Below are 15,388 nucleotides of genomic sequence, written 5' to 3'. Positions count from 1 at the left end.
ACTTCCACGTTTTTTTGATGCAAACTTCGTACCTTCCCGGACGGAATCTGGCGAGCGACGGGAAAGCCTATTTCTTTTCCATCACGCATTGCAGGGGATGCTGGTGCTTGCGCGCGAAATCCATCACCTGCGTCACCTTGGTCTCGGCGATCTCATAGGTGTAGATGCCGCACTCGCCGATTCCATGATGGTGGACGTGCAGCATGATCTTGGTCGCGGCCTCGACATCCTTCTGGAAGAATTTTTCCAGCACGTGAACGACGAACTCCATCGGGGTGTAGTCGTCATTCAGGATCAGGACGCGATAGAGGTTCGGCCGCTTCGCCTTCGGCTTGACCTTGGTGATGACGGATGTGGCCGGACCGCCGGTACCGCCGGCTCGGTTTTCCCCATTGCCCATCCGGGGCAGCAGGACCGCGCTCGCGGCCGGAACGATCGATGCAGAATTGGAAGCTAGTTGCGGCATGGCACAGGCGCTCGAAATCCCCACAGCACGACGGACGGCAACCGGGCAATGTCCCCCCCGACGGGAGCCAGTTTCCCGGGCACGCGCCCATGACCACCGCTTTCCAGCACGGCCCCGTCAGCCGAACCGGCAGCGGAAAGAGATATGGGTCGGACCGGGGCTTGCCGCAAGCACGCCCGGATAGGGCACTGCGACCCGCGGCCGGTCCGACTCCGTCTCCCGGCAGTCCGCGCAAGGTTAATCAATCCTGCGCCGTTTGACAAAGTCGCGGGGAGCCCCGTTTAGCTGGCGTTGACGATAGAAACCGGTCGCCGGGGCCGATTCCCCGCTTTGTCGGCTATTGACCCGTTTTTATAGGCAGCAGTTTACGACCTGTTCAGCGGCATCCCCCGAAATGGCTGCGATAACCCCAATTTCGGTGATCGCTATGCCCGGTAACGCCGTTGTTAGTCAGTTTTGCCAGCGGGCCCGCCGCTTCGGTCGGGACGATAAGGGCAACATCGCGATAATTTTCGCCATCGCGATCGTTCCCATTCTCAGCTTTGTCGGTGCCGCCATCGACTATAGCCGCGCCAACGCCGCGCGCTCGTCGATGCAGGCCGCCCTCGACTCGACGGCCCTGATGCTGTCGAGGGACCTGACGCAGGGCGTCATCACGGCTGCGCAGATCAACGCCAAGGCGCAGGCCTATTTCAACGCCCTCTATACCAACAAGGATGCGAAGGGGATCACGGTCAGCGTGACCTACACCCCCCAGTCGACGGGCACGCCCGCGACCATCCAGGTCAACGGTTCCGGCTCGATCGCGAGCCAGTTCATGCAGATGGCGGGCTATCCCAACATCAATTTCGGCACCAAGGCGACGACCACCTGGGGCGCCAGCAAGCTGCGTGTGGCGCTGGTGCTCGACAACACCGGCTCCATGGCGAGCTACAACAAGATCGGCGCGCTCAAGACCGCGGCAACGAACCTTGTCACCCAGCTCTCCGGCCTCGCCCAGCAGAACGGCGACGTCTACATCTCGGTGGTTCCCTTCGAGGTCGACGTCAATATCGGCACCTCGAACGCGAGCGCGACCTGGCTGCGCTGGGACCTGTTCGATCCGACCGGCCATTGCAAGAACTCCAGCTACAGCTGGATGAGCAAGGCAACCTGCACCGGGCACGGATACTCGTGGAGCGCGGGATCGAACACCAGCCATTCGCTTTGGAACGGCTGCGTGACCGACCGCGACCAGAGCTACGATATCGATGCGACGGCCCCCTCCAGCACCGTCAAGGCAACGCAGTTCATTGCCGACCAGGAGGGCAGCTGCCCGGCCGCGCAGCTGCTTCCGCTCACCTATAACTGGAGCAACGTCAACAGCACGATCAATGCGATGTCGCCGGGCGGCGGTACCAACCAGACGGTCGGCCTGCAATGGGGCTGGTTGTCGCTGATGCAGCAGGATCCGTTGAACGCTCCGACCGAGTCTTCGAACGAGACTTTCCAGGACATCATCATCCTGTTTACCGACGGTCTCAATACCGTTGACCGCTGGTATGGCAATGGCTCGGCCCAAAGCTCGCAGGTCGACACCCGGATGAAGTCGCTGTGCGACAACATCAAGGCCGTCATTGATCCGACCACCAACAAGTCGAAATTCACGATCTACACCGTGCAGATCGACACCGACGGCGCCGGCCAGTCCGCGGTATTGCCGTACTGCGCCAGCAACCCCAGCAACTTCTACATGCTGACGTCGTCGACCCAGATCGTCAGCGCGTTCCAGCAGATCGGCACCCAGATCGCCGAGCTTCGCGTTTCGAAATAGCGCAACGCCCGATCGGACACGAAAAAAGCCCGGCCGTCACGGCCGGGCTTTTGCTTTGTCGGCAATCGTCGCGAGGCTCGTTAGCGAGCCACGGCCGGCGTGAACTTCGTGGCCAGGCCTTCCAGCGGCTTGTAGCTCTGCTTGACGAGGTCGGCATAGAGGCCGGCGATCTTCTGCGATTCCGCAACGAACTGCTCGTAGGCGGACTTGGCGTACTCGGTCTGCACTTCCAGCGCCTTGTCGAGCGACTTCACGCCCGAGAGCTTCTCAACGAACGTCTTGACGTCTTCATACGACTTCTTGCTGTAGTCGCCGTAGGCGGCCGCGATGGCCTGAACGCCCTCGAGCTGCTCTTTGCTGTAGTTCTGAATGTCTTCAATCTTGAACATGGTGGAAATCCTCATCCCTGGGCTGGCGGTGATCCGATGCCGGACCATCCCGGCTTCCTGATCTGCGCCCTTTTATAGTGCACCGCACAATAAAAGTCAAGAATCTTGTGCAACGCAAAATAAACGAAAATAAGCCTGAAATCCCCGCAATTTACGCAAGGGTTCATTAATCTTTTGGCAACCCGCGCGACCTACCCTGATTCCCGGGCTTGTTCGCCTTCCCACAATTGGCCGAAAGCCGTTTGTGAACAGAACCTTGGCCAGAAAAGCGGCCTGACAGCATCGTCGGGGCGATGGCGCTCCGAGATCGATCGCTGCAGGCAGGTAATGGGGTCGCCGACCCGTCGGGCACAATTTTGCCTCACGAACCGGTGATCAAGACAGAAACTGGGACGGGGATTTCATGCTTCGTAAAAACCTGGCTTCCTCGCGCTTGGTGCGAGTTGGCGTTTTCGGGCTGGTCACAGTCGCCTCCGCTGTCATCTTCTTCAGCGACAGCGCCGAAGCACGCCGTAACCACCGTCATCGGCACTATGCCCGCCACCAGCAGGAAGCGCGGGACAGCTACAGTCCGCAATTCTCCTCCATCATCGTCGACGCCAATTCCGGGACCACGCTGACAGCGACCAGCCCCGACGGGCTCCGCCACCCGGCGTCACTCACCAAGATCATGACGCTTTATCTGCTGTTCGAACGGCTGGAGGCCGGCAAGATGAAGCTCGATACCGAGATGCAGGTATCGGAGCACGCTTCCGAGCAGGCGCCGACCAAGCTTGGGCTGAAACCCGGCCAGTCCATCCGGGTCGAAGACGCCATCAAGGGCCTGGTCACGCGCTCGGCCAATGACGCCGCCGTCGTGATCGCCGAGGCGATCGGCGGCGACGAAGACGATTTCGCCAAGCTGATGACCCGCAAGGCGCGCGCGCTCGGCATGAGCCGCACCACCTATCGCAACGCCTCGGGCCTGCCCGACGACGAGCAGGTCACCACGGCCCGCGACCAGGCGATGCTCGGCCGCGCCATCCAGGAGCGCTTTCCGCGCTACTACCGCTACTTCTCGACCACGTCGTTTACCTATCGCGGTCAGTCGATCCGCAACCACAATCACCTGCTCGGCAGCGTCGAAGGCGTCGACGGTATCAAGACCGGCTATACCCGCGCTTCCGGCTTCAACCTCGTCACCTCGATGCGCCGCGGCAACCGCCATCTGATCGGCGTCGTGATGGGCGGCCGCAGCGGCGGGTCGCGCGACGCCATCATGCGCAACCTGCTTGCCGAGAATCTCGATAAGGCATCAACCCAGCACACTGTCGCAGCGATCACCGAGCGCGGCACGTCGGATGCCAACGCCGAGGTGGCTGAAGCCGAGGCACAATCGCGGCCGACGCAGATGGTCCAGGTCGAGGGCGCCGTTCAACCCGCAGCCCCGGCCGAACCGGCGCGCGCGCCCGCGTCGCGGATGTCGGCGATCGCCGCGGCGACAGCGGCGATGCCGCCGCCGCAGGCCAAGATCGAGCAGCCCGCTCCGCTGACATCAGGCGTCATTCAGACCCAGGCGATCGCCGCAATTCCCGGCTCGTCCGAGCCGATGAAGCCGGTCAGGGTCAAGACCGTGCAGGTCAAGGCCGGGCCGATCAAGCTGGCCTCCGCCGGCGCGCCGCAACCGTCGACGCCCGTCACCAGCGCGATCCCGCGGCCCGAGGTGGCGGAAACCTCCAATTCGGTTGTCGCCAAGGCCGAGAGCAAGCCGGAGCAGGCGCGCGCAGAGCTGGCGCGGCCTGAGAGCGCCCGGACCGACCTGCCGCCGCAGCCGCCCGGTCACGGCACCGGCAATGGCTTGCTCGGCGTGCTGCCTGCCTCGAGCGTCGGCGCAACTCTCCCGTCCCAGGCGCTGGCCTATGCGCCCCCTGCCCCGCAAGCGCAACCGCAAGCGACGCAAACGGTCCAGCAGAACGGCGCGATCAAGCCGGTCGCGACCCATAGCGGGTGGATCGTGCAGGTCGGCGCGCTTGAAAGTGAAGGCGAGGCGCAGCAGCGCATCGAAGCCGCACGCAATCAGGCCCGCGGCCTGCTCAACAAGGCCGATCCCTTCACCGAGCCGGTCGTCGCCAAGGACAACCGAAAACTATTCCGTGCCCGCTTCGCAGGCCTGGAACGCGATCAGGCCGAAGCGGTGTGCAAGGCGCTGCGGCGCTCCGACATTTCCTGCATCACCGTCCGCAACTAGAGCGCTTTCGCGCGAAGTGGGTACCGGTTCGCGTAAAGAAAACGCGTCAGAACAAGAAGCTGGAGCATCGGCCCTGATTCCATCAGGACCGAACAGGCTCTAGCTTTTCGCGCTTCAAAACATCGCCAGGCCGGCGCCGGAAAACCGCCGCCGGCCTTCTTGTTTTGCCGCATTTTTTAAAAGCGCCTGACGGCGGCCGTCCGCCTGCAAACTTCTCGTCAAGATTTTACAGTTAAAACTTTCTGCAAAAGTTCGACCGCGCCGGGCAACGGTGCGGCGGGTGGCGGCCAGACTCGAAAGCAGGAGCCTCTGCGGCTGTAGCGTTTGGTGGCGTTGCCGGAGTCAGTCGTTATGCGTGCTAAGCAGAGTATCCTTGGCCTCGTTTACGCGGGCCGCGAGGTATGTCGACCCCCCTTGGTCGGGATGCAGTTTCTTCATGAGGGAACGGTGAGCGCGACCGATCTCGTCTCGGCTCGCCCCCGGCTGCAGGCCAAGGATCTGATAGGCCTCCTCTTCCGTCATTTTTCCGCCCGCCGCCGCGCGGCGTTGCCCCCCTGCCGTATCGCGCTCCGCGTGCTGACGCCAAGCGGGAAACCGGCGGTCCAGATAGCTTTCAAGTAGCGCTACGCTTTCGGCGTCGAAGCCCGGCATCATCGCCGTCAGCTGCGGCAGATCGAACTCGCCGAGCGCGCGGCCGGCCCACGGGCCGGCGACGATGCGGCCGTCGAGCGCGCCGCTGTCGTGGTCGAGCGTCATCTCGAGAAACTGCGAGCGGACCTGGGAGGTCTGGCCTGCCGAGCGCTCGGCGGCGCCGCGGAAAATCGAGCTGAAATTGCCGAAACCTGGGATGCCGCCCGGCCCCCAGCCCAGCAATCCCGCGCCGAAGATCGCAAGCGGAATCGCGACCGCGAGCTCGCCGCGCAGGCCCGTGAAGGCGGCGACGGCCAGCGCAAGGACCCCGCCCGCGATCTTGATTGCACGCGCCAGCACCGCGGGATTGGCCGCGCGAAACATCTGGAGCAGCAGGTAGAGGACGATGACGGCGATGGTGCCGGCGATCAGCGTTGGCATCGCACTAATATAGCTGTCCCGACGCCAAAAAGCAGGATGCCCCTTCTGCCTGCTTCCGCAGTCCACGGCAGCCGCGCCACACCGCTCCTCGCAGCCTGGCGCTGGAACGAGGCTCCCCGCGCCTATTTCATCTGCCCGATCAGCCTCGCCGCGCCGGATGCGGACTTCGACAGCCGCAGCAGCGCCTCGCGCCCGCCGGCCGCATAGACCGCCGCCGCACGCAGGAGCTCGCGCAACTGCGCCGCCGCGCCGGGGTCGAATTTGCAATAGGCCCCGCGCGACAGCCGCGCGATCTCCTTGAAGGCCGCCTCCGCGTCGGCGTCATGGCCTTCCTGGAACATGAAGACGGGCACGTTAAGCAGGCCGAGCTCCCCCGCTTTGGCGCAGAGATCGTCGATCCGCTCTTCCATGGCATCGCCGACAAACACCACGGCGCGCACGCCGGAAGCCGCCGCTTCGCGCCGCGCCTCGGAAAGCACCTTGCCGATCTGGGTGTTGCCGCCGCGACAATCGATCTTGCTCATCAATTTCGCCAGCTGCGCGCTGTCGGAGATCCATCCCGTGGCGCGGCACTCGCTGAGGCCACGGTAATAGACGAGGCGGATATCGAGGCTGCCGATCGCGCCCGCCTCGCGGAACATGTCGGCCTGCAGCGCGCAGGCCATGTCCCAGGTCGGCTGCCGGCTCATGGTGGCGTCGAGCGCGAAGATCAGCCGCCCGCGGCTGCCTAGCGCATGGGGCGACATTGCGCGCGCCTTGGCGACGAAGGCGGCAATATCCTCTGCTGCCGAGGACGTGGCGTCGGGCAGCGAGCCGGTCTTGCCGGTTGCGGCCGCCTTATTGGCTTCGCCTGATTGGGGTTTGATGGGTTCGCCGGACATCAGCGCCTGCCGTTGGGCTGCGAACTCTATGTGGGCCCCTGCCCGCGCGCGGTCAATACACCGCTGCCGCGCCGGCTATCCGGCGCGAGAGGAAAGCGCGATGGGGAATAAAAGCCTGCTGCCGCCGGTCAGTTGGTAACAGAAGACGCCGCCCGCTTCTTGCCGACGGGCACGTAAGGCGAAACCGGACCGGGATCGTTGAAGTTCACCGATCGGGTGTCGACCGCCGAAACGTCGCTGTCGGTATCGCTCAGGAACTTGTCAAGCATGGCCTGGATCGACGCCTTGGCGGTATCAGGCCCGGTGTCGCGCATGTCGTTGTGCTGGAACGGGGTCTGCACCACCGTGATGCCGGCCTTTTCACATACGTCGGAATCCGGAATGACGCCCGGGTCGGTCTTGAACTGCGGATCCTTCGAGCGGAACGAGAGGATCTTGAACTTGCCGTCGGTCATGAACGGCACCCGCAAATTATCCAGCGTCACGACCTTCTTGATGAGGTCGGGATACTGCTTGGCGAAGTACATCGTGATGTCGCCGCCCATGGAATGTCCGACCACGGTGAGATGGTCATAGTCGGCGTTGGGCTGGGCGTTCTTCATCTTGTCGACCACGAAGCGGATATTGGCGACGCCGCGCTGGATCTGCGCGAGACGTCCGACATAGATCTCGCCGACCTTGGTGACCATGGGCGCATCGGTCGGCAAGTCGTGCTGAATGCTGACCGCCATATAGCCGCGGGCGGCGAACACATTCGCGAGGAACGAGTATTCGGTGAACTTGACGGTGTTGCCGTGATTGAGGATCGCAACCGGCAGCTTGATCATGCCGGCCTCGGCTTGCATCAGCTTGTCCCGGCGCACCGCGACGTCGACCTGCACAGGCCGATCGTTGCGCGACGCGTCGGTGAACACCATGGTTTCATGACTGATGGCCCATTTGCTGGCGGTGAAATAACCAACCGCCACCAACGCGCCGACCGAAACCAGAACCGCTATTCCACGCTTCATGTTCGTCCTCAGTCTGAGGCGTTCGCGCCCCGATCCTTCCCTGCGAGTGGGACTCTTGCGGTCCCTTTTTGGTAATATACGTCACACCCACGTGACAGGAAGTCTAAAAGTTGTGAATTGACCGCCTGATCGTTGTGCAGCGCAACCTTTCCGCGTATTTCCGCCCTAAACAATCTCGACGGAACCAAAAGGTTCCAGGCCGCTACCTTTGTAGGGTTCAGCTGAAGGTCTGGTTCAAATCCTGGGTAAAAACGCCATTAAGAAGGCCGCCAGCGCCCTGCACTTGGGGTGGCCAGGCCGGACCGCCATCCGGACTGTTACGGGGTGGATGCAGCGCCTTGTCGCAACGGCTCAGGCGCCAATGATGTCGTGGATCTCGAGGGGCTTGTCGACCTGACTGAACCATTCGGCCCGGTTGGCGGCGCGACGCCTGCCCCGCTCGTCCAGCGGCAGTTTGAGCTGCCGCAGCAGGCTCGTGACCTCTTCGCGGGCCGTCACATGGCCGAGATTGGGCCGGGTGCCCAGGGTCGCCTCGTCGATATCGTCGAGGGCCGTCAGGCCGCGCGGGAAGAATTCGCGGTAGACCACGCGCTCGGCAAAGCCGTCGATCGAGCGGAAGCCGAGCCGGAAGGACAGTTCCTTGAGCCCGTCGGCGACGAGCTGCTTGTTGCGCGAGCCCAGCATCGACAGGCGGTTGCGCACGACGATCCAGTCGGTGGTGGCGCCGTCGAGCTGGCGGCGCTTGCGCCGCGTCTCGCGAACCATCTCGGCATAGTGGCTCTCGCCCGTCACCGCGTAGGTTGCCGGATCGACCGTGCCGAGCACGTCGAAATCGAGGAAGCTGTCATTGATCGGCGTCACCAGGGTGTCGGCCATCGAATGGGCCAGCCGCATCAGGTAGCTGTCCGTTCCCGGCGTATCGACCACGATGAAGTCGAACGTATGCTCGACCGTGCTGACCGCCTCCACGAACTGCTGCAGTTCCGAATTCTCGTTTTCGGCGATCAGCATGGTCTCGCCGAGCTTGATGCAGCGATGCACCGGGATTTCGAGGTTGAGCCCGGTGCGGCGCGCCCAGGCGCTGCGGTTATGGATGTAGCGGGTGAAGCTTTGCTGGCGGCAGTCGAGATCGATGGTGGCGACGCGCTGGCCGGCCTTGAGCAGCGCGACCGCGATATGCAGGGCGGTGGTGGACTTGCCCGACCCGCCCTTCTCATTGCCTAGCACCACAACGTGGGCTGAGCCTGATTGTCCCTGGCTAGCCTGCACCAGCATTTGTCGACCCCTGCGAATATCTTCAAGTCACGCAACGCTTCGGTCAAGTGAAATGCATCGCGGACGCGCAAATCGCGGGCTCATGTTTAATCTGAATCGCTGAACGCAGTGTTGCCGCATCAATCAGCCGTGGCCGTCATCAACACGATCATGATGGATCGGAGTCTGCGGCTCTGTGATCCGGGGCACCGGCTTGGCGGCGGAGCGGCGGCCTTGGTAAGGTCGGACTCCCGCCAGAGCGCCGCGAGCCGCGGCTTTCCCGCCCTTTCAAGAAGATTGAGCCCAGATGTCACGAAGTCCCACGATCGTCCGCACAGTTCCTGCGCTGCGTCGCGCCGTCGACGGCCTCCGCGCCAGAAAGGCGACCGTTGCGCTGGTGCCCACCATGGGTGCGCTCCATGACGGTCACGTCTCGCTGGTCCGCGTGGCGAAGCGGCGCGCGACCCGGGTGATCGTCTCGATCTTCGTCAACCCGACCCAGTTCGCGCCGACGGAGGATTTCTCCTCCTATCCGCGCACCTGGAAAGCCGATATCGCCAGGCTTGCGGCCGAGAATGTCGACCTGGTCTGGCACCCAGACGTGAAGGCGATGTATCCGGAGGGCTTTGCGACGCGGATCAGCCCGGAAGGGCCAGCCACCGCGGGCCTGGAGGATCGCTTCCGGCCACATTTTTTCGGCGGCGTCGCCACCGTGGTGGGCAAGCTGCTCACCCAATGCCGACCCGACGTCGCGATTTTCGGCGAAAAGGACTTTCAACAGCTGCGGGTGGTGACGCAGATGGCCAGGGATCTCGACCTCGGCGTCCGGGTGATCGGCTCGAAGACGATCCGCGAGCGCGACGGCCTCGCGATGTCCTCCCGCAACGTCTACCTTTCGCCGGACGAGCGGCGCCTGGCGCCTATCCTCTACCGAACCATGAAAGAGGCCGCGACGCGGCTGCGATCGGGCGAGGATGTGGCGGCGGCGATGGCCGCCGGCAGCGAGGTGATCAAGGCGGCGGGGTTTGCGCTCGACTATTTCGAGGTGCGCCACGCCGAGACGCTGGCGCCGATCGCCGCGACAAGCGACGGGCCGATGCGGATCCTGGTCGCCGCGAAGCTTGGAACCACCCGCCTGATCGACAACATCGCGGTCTGATCGGCGCTGGCAATCCTGATCAGAGCAGGCCGAGGTCGCGCAATTCCCGGCGCAGCGGCTCGGGCATCGCCGCGACGCTGCCGGCCTCCGCTTTGGTCAGGTCCGGCGGCGCCGAATCCTCGGTGAAATAGCGCCAGCCCTGGAACGGACGCATCGGACGGGGCGACACCGGGATGACCTTGGGCTGCATCACCAGGCGGCAGCGCCCGATGCCATCCTTGTCGCGGAACGGTTCGATTCCGATGATTTTTTCGCGCGCGGCGATTTCACCGCGGATCACCCAGTAGAGCGAACCACCGTCGAGAATCTCCTCGATGCGCTTCGGCGTCATCCGGGTGGTGTGGGTGTGACGCTGCGGCAGGCCTTTCTTCTTCGCGGTCTTCATGCGTTCGGCGACCCAGCCCTTCAGTTCGGTGACGGAGTCGCAGCCGACGGCAAGCTTGATCAGGTGGAGCGGCATCGAGGAACCAGCGCACTGTGGAAGTGATAAGCGTGGTCGTGTTTCCGCGATCGGACGGGCCGATGTCAAACGCAAAACCGTGTTGATACCCTGTTTCCCCCGACGGCTTGTGGGCGGCCAGGCACCGGCCGATGCCGATCGCGCCGCGCGGATCAGTCGTTGGACGCGGCGGGCGCAGATTCCGGCGCGGACGCGGCGGGCGCGATCTGCACCGGTGCGGCTGCAGGGGGGCGCGGCTTCGGCGCCGGCGGCTTCTTGGCCGATGCCTGAGCGCTGGCTGCCGCCGCCGACGGGCGCGCGGCGGGCGATGGCGCCGTGGCCGCGGGAGGCGCCGCTGCGCGGGCCGCCGAGGTTCCCGGCTCCGCCGTCATGATGCTGACCGGCGGGGTGTTGGCGGCGCTCGGAAACTCCGCATTGGTCGGCTTGCCGGTGGGCAGCGTCGGCGCGAACCCGGCCAGCGCCGCGCCCGGCGCAGGCGCCGGAGGCGCGTTCCAGGACGGCGCATAGCGCGTGACCAGCCCGTCATAGATATGCTGCTCCATGTTGGAAGCGATCTGGCGCGGATCGGTGAGGCTGCGGAAAGCGGCGCATTGCGTCGGCGTGCAGCGATCCCGTGCCAGCAGCGCCTGCGCCACCAGGCCATAGCGGTCGCGTTCCAGCGCCCGCCGCAGCGCGAGCATTTCGGAGCCAAGGCTGCGGTTCGCGCTGGCATCGCCGAGCGCGGTCAACCGCGAAACCTGACCAGCCGCATAGGCAACCGCCGCCGCGGTCGATTCCGCCGAGCCGAACAGCCCCTTCTCGCAGGCGGCCTGAACGATATCGCCGGCGAGGTCATCGATGCAGGCGAGCGCCGGCGAAGCGACGCCTGGTTGCGGCGCCAGCCTCACTTCGCCCGCCGCACCGCGTCCGGTGGGGCCTGATCCACGGGTGGTGGTGGCAACCGCGATGCCGACGGCCAATAACGTGATCACTGTCAGCGCGCCATTGGCGACCGACCTCTCCGCCCGCAACACCGTGATCAGCGTGACGATGCCGAAAAAGCCCGCGGCCGCCAATGTCGCCCACATCGGGAAGGCCGGCGATCGCAAGAGATGGTCGAGCGAGGCAGGCCAAGCCCAGTTCATGCGCGAAGTCCCCTCACCCCGTTGAGAGCACAATTATTGAAGGCAAATCCCGCGAGCGGCAATTCGCTTCACGAAGATTGCTGCTGCGAAGCCGGCCTTTTGACGGCAGCGCGAACGAAACCCACCGCAGCTTTCAAGCCTCCGCGCGGAATGCCTCAGGGGAGTGCGAGCTGACTCTCCTTGGCCACCCGTTCGAATGCTTCGGTCGCGCTCTTGATCCTGTACTGGCAATCGTCGCCGTCGGTCGGCAACAGACGGACGACCTCATAGGTGCCACTGGCGGCCGGACGCGAAACGTTGCTGGCAGTGAAATAGACAGTCTCTCCAACGCTGAACTTGTGTCTCAACGCCCTCTCCATGCACGCAAAAGCGCCGGACGTGCCCACGGTCCCCGCTGCAGATCCGGCTGGAAACCCGCCGTTCATATAGCATGCCGACGGTACAAATGGCCAGCGACATCAGGGCATGGCAAACGGGCTTTTTTTCAGGTTTTTCAGCGCGATATACGAGAAGGAGGAAGTTCCGTCCGTGGGCCTTCGAAGCTCTCAGTTCGAGCTGCCGCAGGGGTCTCAGGCGGTATGCGGCAGCTTGCCGTCGGGGCTTGCGTGATCCACCGCCAGCGGAAGCTGGTGCGCCAGGATTTCGGCAAGCTGGTCGACCGGAATGTTGTACTTGGCGGCCAGCTGCCTGACGGTGTCATTGCCCAGCACCTGCCGCAACTGGTCCGCCGTGATCGGGAGGTTGGCCCCGCTCCCGATCCAGGACTTCACCTGATCGCCGAAACCTGCCTGCTGCAGCTTGGCGACGATCGCGTTCAGTCCGCCCTGACTGCCAGTGCCCATCACCTCGCTCATCACGACCGGCAACACGGCCGCGCCGAGCTGGCTGAATGCGCTCTTCAAGGCCGGCGAATTTTCAATGGCGTCGAGAATTCCCATGACGAGACCTTCCGGTTGGATGCGTGGTCGCGGCCTGCACTCAGCCGGTCCAACGCGGGCGAAATCGAACGATGGATTCGACCGCGTCGGCACCGATCCGTCAAGCCGCGAATACCGTCACATTCGCGCAAGGGTGAATCACGCCGTCTCGAATTTTTCGATCAGCAGCGTCTCGGCAAGGCCGTCGCGCGTCCATTCCTGGAACGCCGGCAGCGCCATCATCGTCGCCATGTAGGCTTGCGCCTCCGGCGAGACCTCGATGGCATAGGTGTGGAAGCGATGCACGACCGGCGCGTACATCGCGTCGGCTCCGCTGAAGGCGCCGAACAGAAACGGCCCCCTCGCGCCGTAGCGCTCGCGGCATTCGCGCCAGATCTCCTGGATGCGCGCGATGTTGGCCCGGGCGTCGTCGGACAACGCCACGGCGCGCACCGGACGGTGCAGGTTCATGCCGCACTCGTTGCGCAGCGGCAGAAAGCCCGAATGCATCTCGGCCGAGATCGACCGCGCATGCGCGCGGCTCGCGCGGTCTTCCGGCCACAGCCTTGCTTCGGGAAAACGCTCTGCGACATATTCGATGATGGCAAGCGAATCCCAGACCGCGATAACGCCATCGATCAGCACCGGCACCTTGCCGGCCCGGCTGAAGCTTACGATGCGCGCCTTGTCCGCCGGATCCTCGGTATAGAGCGGGACGAAGATTTCCTCGAACGCGATGTTGCCGGCGCGCATCGCAAGCCACGGCCGCATCGACCACGAGGAATAGTTCTTGTTGCCGATGACGAGCTTCAGGTCAGCCATTTTGCGGAAGTCCTTTTCTTCCATCTTGCCATAACCGCTGCGGCGCGTTCAACCTGCGCAGCGAGGGTCGCAACGGCGGGTGGGGATCGGGCATGAGCGGACACTGGGTCGACATCACCGCGGTCGGCTTCTTTGTCGTCGAATGGCTCGGCTATGCCATCACGCTGGAGCACTCCGCCTACGGACGCGACAGCCTGTCGGCGCGCATGAACGTCTATCGCGAGGTCTGGATCCGCCGCATGCTCGACCGCGAGACGCGCATGGTCGACATGCAGATCATGGCCTCGCTGCAGAACGGCACGGCGTTCTTTGCCTCCACCAGCCTGATCGCGCTCGGCGGCGGGCTCGCCTTGTTGCGCGCCACCAACGATGCGCTCGCGGTGCTCAGCAAGCTGCCGGTCGACCTCAGCCCCTCACCGGCGCTCTGGGAAATGAAATGCGTCGGGCTGATCCTGATCTTCGTCTACGCCTTCTTCAAGTTCGCCTGGGCCTACCGGCTGTTCAACTATGTCGCGATCCTGCTCGGCGGCATGCCGCCGGCGAGCCAGCGCGACACGCCCGAAGCACAGGCGCATGTGATCCGCACCACGCGGCTGTTCGAGGCGGCCGGGCGGCATTTCAACCGCGGACAACGCGCGTTCTTTTTCGCACTCGGCTATCTCGGCTGGTTCGTGAGTCCCTGGGTGCTGTTCGCGACCACGGGACTGGTCGTGGTGGTGACGTGGCGGCGACAGTTCGCCTCCAATGCCTGGCGCGCGATGGGCAGCTAGAGGTCCGATTCTAACATTCGCATCCCGTTTTGGCGGGCGTGTTTGCGAATGTTAGAATCAAAGGACCACCAGCAAATACAGATTTCCTCAGGAGGAAAAATCGTCCGGCGTGAAGGAGAGGTCGATCACCTTCCACTCGCCATAACGCTCGGCCGGCAGCATCGCATAGGGCTGGCAGGCGGCGAGCGCCGCCATCGCGCTCTGCATCAACAGCGGCCCCTTCGTAGAAGCGCTGGCTTCGATCAGGATCGGCTCGCGGGCAAGCCGCCCGTCGGCCGTCATCATCACACGCAGCCTGATCTTGACCTTGTCGGCCGGATCGACCGACGCCGGCAGCTTCGAGCAGGCCTTCAGGTGACGGCGGAACTCGGCGATGGCGCTCGCGGCGATGTTCGCCTCGCTCGAGGCGGTGGCGTCGACGCCGTCGCCCGGCCTGTCACCGGGGCTCGACGGTGCCGCCGGGAGCGGCGGCAGAGCTTCGGGCAGGCCGAGCATGACGTGATATTTCAGCGTCAGGTCGGGTTCGGGCTGCTTGTAGGCGGGCGCGGCGGCAGCCATCTGCTGTGGCTCTGGCTGCGGCGCCGGCGGCGGGGCCGGCTGGGCGGGCGGCGGCGGAGCGGCCGCCTCTTTCCGGTTGGGACGCGCTGCCTGCTTCTGCGCGGGTGCCTGTGTAGGCTGCTCGGCCGGCGGCGACGGCTGCTGCTGGGCCGAAGGCGGCGCCGGCGCGGGTAGATTCAGGGGCTCGGGCTTGGCCGCCTCAAGCTTGTCCTGTGGTGGCGGATCGGGCGTCGGCGGCGGCGACGGCGGCAATTCCGGCTGTTTCGCAGGCACCTCGTCGGGTGTCACGATGTCGACGGCGATCGGCTCCGCCGTCACCGTTCCGAACGGATGCACCTCGGTGAAAACGAAAACCAGCGCCAGGATCGACAGATGCGCAATCGCCGACGCCGTCACATCAGTCCGGATGAACTGCCGCAGTTCCATCGCCGTCGTTCAAGCTAGACCCCCGCGGGTTACAATAGCCG

At 64.4% G+C, this 15,388-nt stretch carries 16 protein-coding genes; 4 read left to right on the top strand and 12 right to left on the bottom strand.

The genetic code is table 11. From position 1 onward, the window contains the following. Positions 1 to 67 precede the first annotated feature (67 nt). Positions 68 to 400, bottom strand: a complete 333-nt coding sequence (gene clpS / locus QOU61_RS16270; RefSeq protein ID WP_289661550.1) for an ATP-dependent Clp protease adapter ClpS — start codon at positions 398 to 400, stop codon at positions 68 to 70. Between the two features lie 493 nt (positions 401 to 893). Here clpS and QOU61_RS16265 point away from each other — a divergent pair, with 493 nt between their 5' ends. Then, entirely contained in the window at positions 894 to 2,279 is a 1,386-nt protein-coding gene (locus QOU61_RS16265; RefSeq protein WP_289660318.1) for a TadE/TadG family type IV pilus assembly protein, read from the top strand. 80 nt (positions 2,280 to 2,359) lie between these two features. Here QOU61_RS16265 and QOU61_RS16260 read toward each other — a convergent pair whose 3' ends face one another. After that, complete coding sequence (locus tag QOU61_RS16260) at positions 2,360 to 2,668, bottom strand: phasin family protein (protein ID WP_289660316.1); 309 nt, start codon at positions 2,666 to 2,668, stop codon at positions 2,360 to 2,362. Positions 2,669 to 3,071: 403 nt separating this feature from the next. Here QOU61_RS16260 and QOU61_RS16255 point away from each other — a divergent pair, with 403 nt between their 5' ends. Then, positions 3,072 to 4,895, top strand: a complete 1,824-nt coding sequence (locus QOU61_RS16255; protein WP_289660315.1) for a D-alanyl-D-alanine carboxypeptidase — start codon at positions 3,072 to 3,074, stop codon at positions 4,893 to 4,895. Positions 4,896 to 5,237: 342 nt separating this feature from the next. On the opposite strand, the gene QOU61_RS16250 is transcribed toward QOU61_RS16255, so the two are convergent. The 4 genes from QOU61_RS16250 to QOU61_RS16235 form a co-directional block, all read right to left on the bottom strand. Continuing rightward, positions 5,238 to 5,966, bottom strand: coding sequence for a DnaJ domain-containing protein (locus QOU61_RS16250; RefSeq protein WP_289660314.1), 729 nt, complete (start codon positions 5,964 to 5,966; stop codon positions 5,238 to 5,240). Positions 5,967 to 6,088: 122 nt separating this feature from the next. After that, positions 6,089 to 6,847, bottom strand: coding sequence for a vWA domain-containing protein (locus tag QOU61_RS16245; protein ID WP_289660312.1), 759 nt, complete (start codon positions 6,845 to 6,847; stop codon positions 6,089 to 6,091). Positions 6,848 to 6,975: 128 nt separating this feature from the next. Then, positions 6,976 to 7,857, bottom strand: coding sequence for an alpha/beta fold hydrolase (locus tag QOU61_RS16240; RefSeq protein ID WP_289660311.1), 882 nt, complete (start codon positions 7,855 to 7,857; stop codon positions 6,976 to 6,978). Positions 7,858 to 8,208: 351 nt separating this feature from the next. Continuing rightward, the gene (locus QOU61_RS16235; RefSeq protein WP_289660309.1) at positions 8,209 to 9,132 is read right to left on the bottom strand and encodes a division plane positioning ATPase MipZ; all 924 of its coding nucleotides are present in this window, start codon (positions 9,130 to 9,132) and stop codon (positions 8,209 to 8,211) included. Between the two features lie 286 nt (positions 9,133 to 9,418). Between QOU61_RS16235 and panC the strand changes: the two genes are divergently transcribed. Next, positions 9,419 to 10,270: a pantoate--beta-alanine ligase gene (gene panC / locus QOU61_RS16230; protein WP_289660308.1), complete on the top strand. Its 852-nt coding sequence runs from the start codon at positions 9,419 to 9,421 to the stop codon at positions 10,268 to 10,270. A gap of 19 nt (positions 10,271 to 10,289) precedes the next feature. Here panC and QOU61_RS16225 read toward each other — a convergent pair whose 3' ends face one another. The 5 genes from QOU61_RS16225 to QOU61_RS16205 all read right to left on the bottom strand — a co-directional run bounded on the left by QOU61_RS16225 (position 10,290) and on the right by QOU61_RS16205 (position 13,593). Further along, on the bottom strand, positions 10,290 to 10,730 hold the full coding sequence (locus tag QOU61_RS16225; protein WP_289660307.1) for a DUF1489 family protein: 441 nt from the start codon (positions 10,728 to 10,730) through the stop codon (positions 10,290 to 10,292). Positions 10,731 to 10,882: 152 nt separating this feature from the next. Next, positions 10,883 to 11,854: a hypothetical protein gene (locus tag QOU61_RS16220; protein WP_289660306.1), complete on the bottom strand. Its 972-nt coding sequence runs from the start codon at positions 11,852 to 11,854 to the stop codon at positions 10,883 to 10,885. Between the two features lie 155 nt (positions 11,855 to 12,009). Continuing rightward, complete coding sequence (locus QOU61_RS16215; RefSeq protein ID WP_289661548.1) at positions 12,010 to 12,213, bottom strand: hypothetical protein; 204 nt, start codon at positions 12,211 to 12,213, stop codon at positions 12,010 to 12,012. Between the two features lie 210 nt (positions 12,214 to 12,423). Next, positions 12,424 to 12,792 (bottom strand): YidB family protein, encoded by a 369-nt coding sequence (locus QOU61_RS16210; protein ID WP_289660305.1) that lies wholly within the window; start codon positions 12,790 to 12,792, stop codon positions 12,424 to 12,426. A gap of 138 nt (positions 12,793 to 12,930) precedes the next feature. Further along, on the bottom strand, positions 12,931 to 13,593 hold the full coding sequence (locus QOU61_RS16205; protein WP_289660303.1) for a glutathione S-transferase family protein: 663 nt from the start codon (positions 13,591 to 13,593) through the stop codon (positions 12,931 to 12,933). Between the two features lie 92 nt (positions 13,594 to 13,685). On the opposite strand from QOU61_RS16205, the gene QOU61_RS16200 reads away from it, so the two are divergent. Continuing rightward, complete coding sequence (locus tag QOU61_RS16200) at positions 13,686 to 14,363, top strand: DUF599 domain-containing protein (protein ID WP_289660302.1); 678 nt, start codon at positions 13,686 to 13,688, stop codon at positions 14,361 to 14,363. Between the two features lie 87 nt (positions 14,364 to 14,450). On the opposite strand, the gene tolA is transcribed toward QOU61_RS16200, so the two are convergent. Then, positions 14,451 to 15,347, bottom strand: coding sequence for a cell envelope integrity protein TolA (gene tolA, locus QOU61_RS16195; protein ID WP_289660301.1), 897 nt, complete (start codon positions 15,345 to 15,347; stop codon positions 14,451 to 14,453). Positions 15,348 to 15,388 lie beyond the last annotated feature (41 nt).

Source organism: Bradyrhizobium sp. NP1, assembly GCF_030378205.1.
Taxonomy (GTDB): domain Bacteria; phylum Pseudomonadota; class Alphaproteobacteria; order Rhizobiales; family Xanthobacteraceae; genus Bradyrhizobium.
The sequence above is the reverse complement of the archived record's forward strand: the minus strand, read 5'-3'. Positions and strand labels throughout refer to the sequence as shown.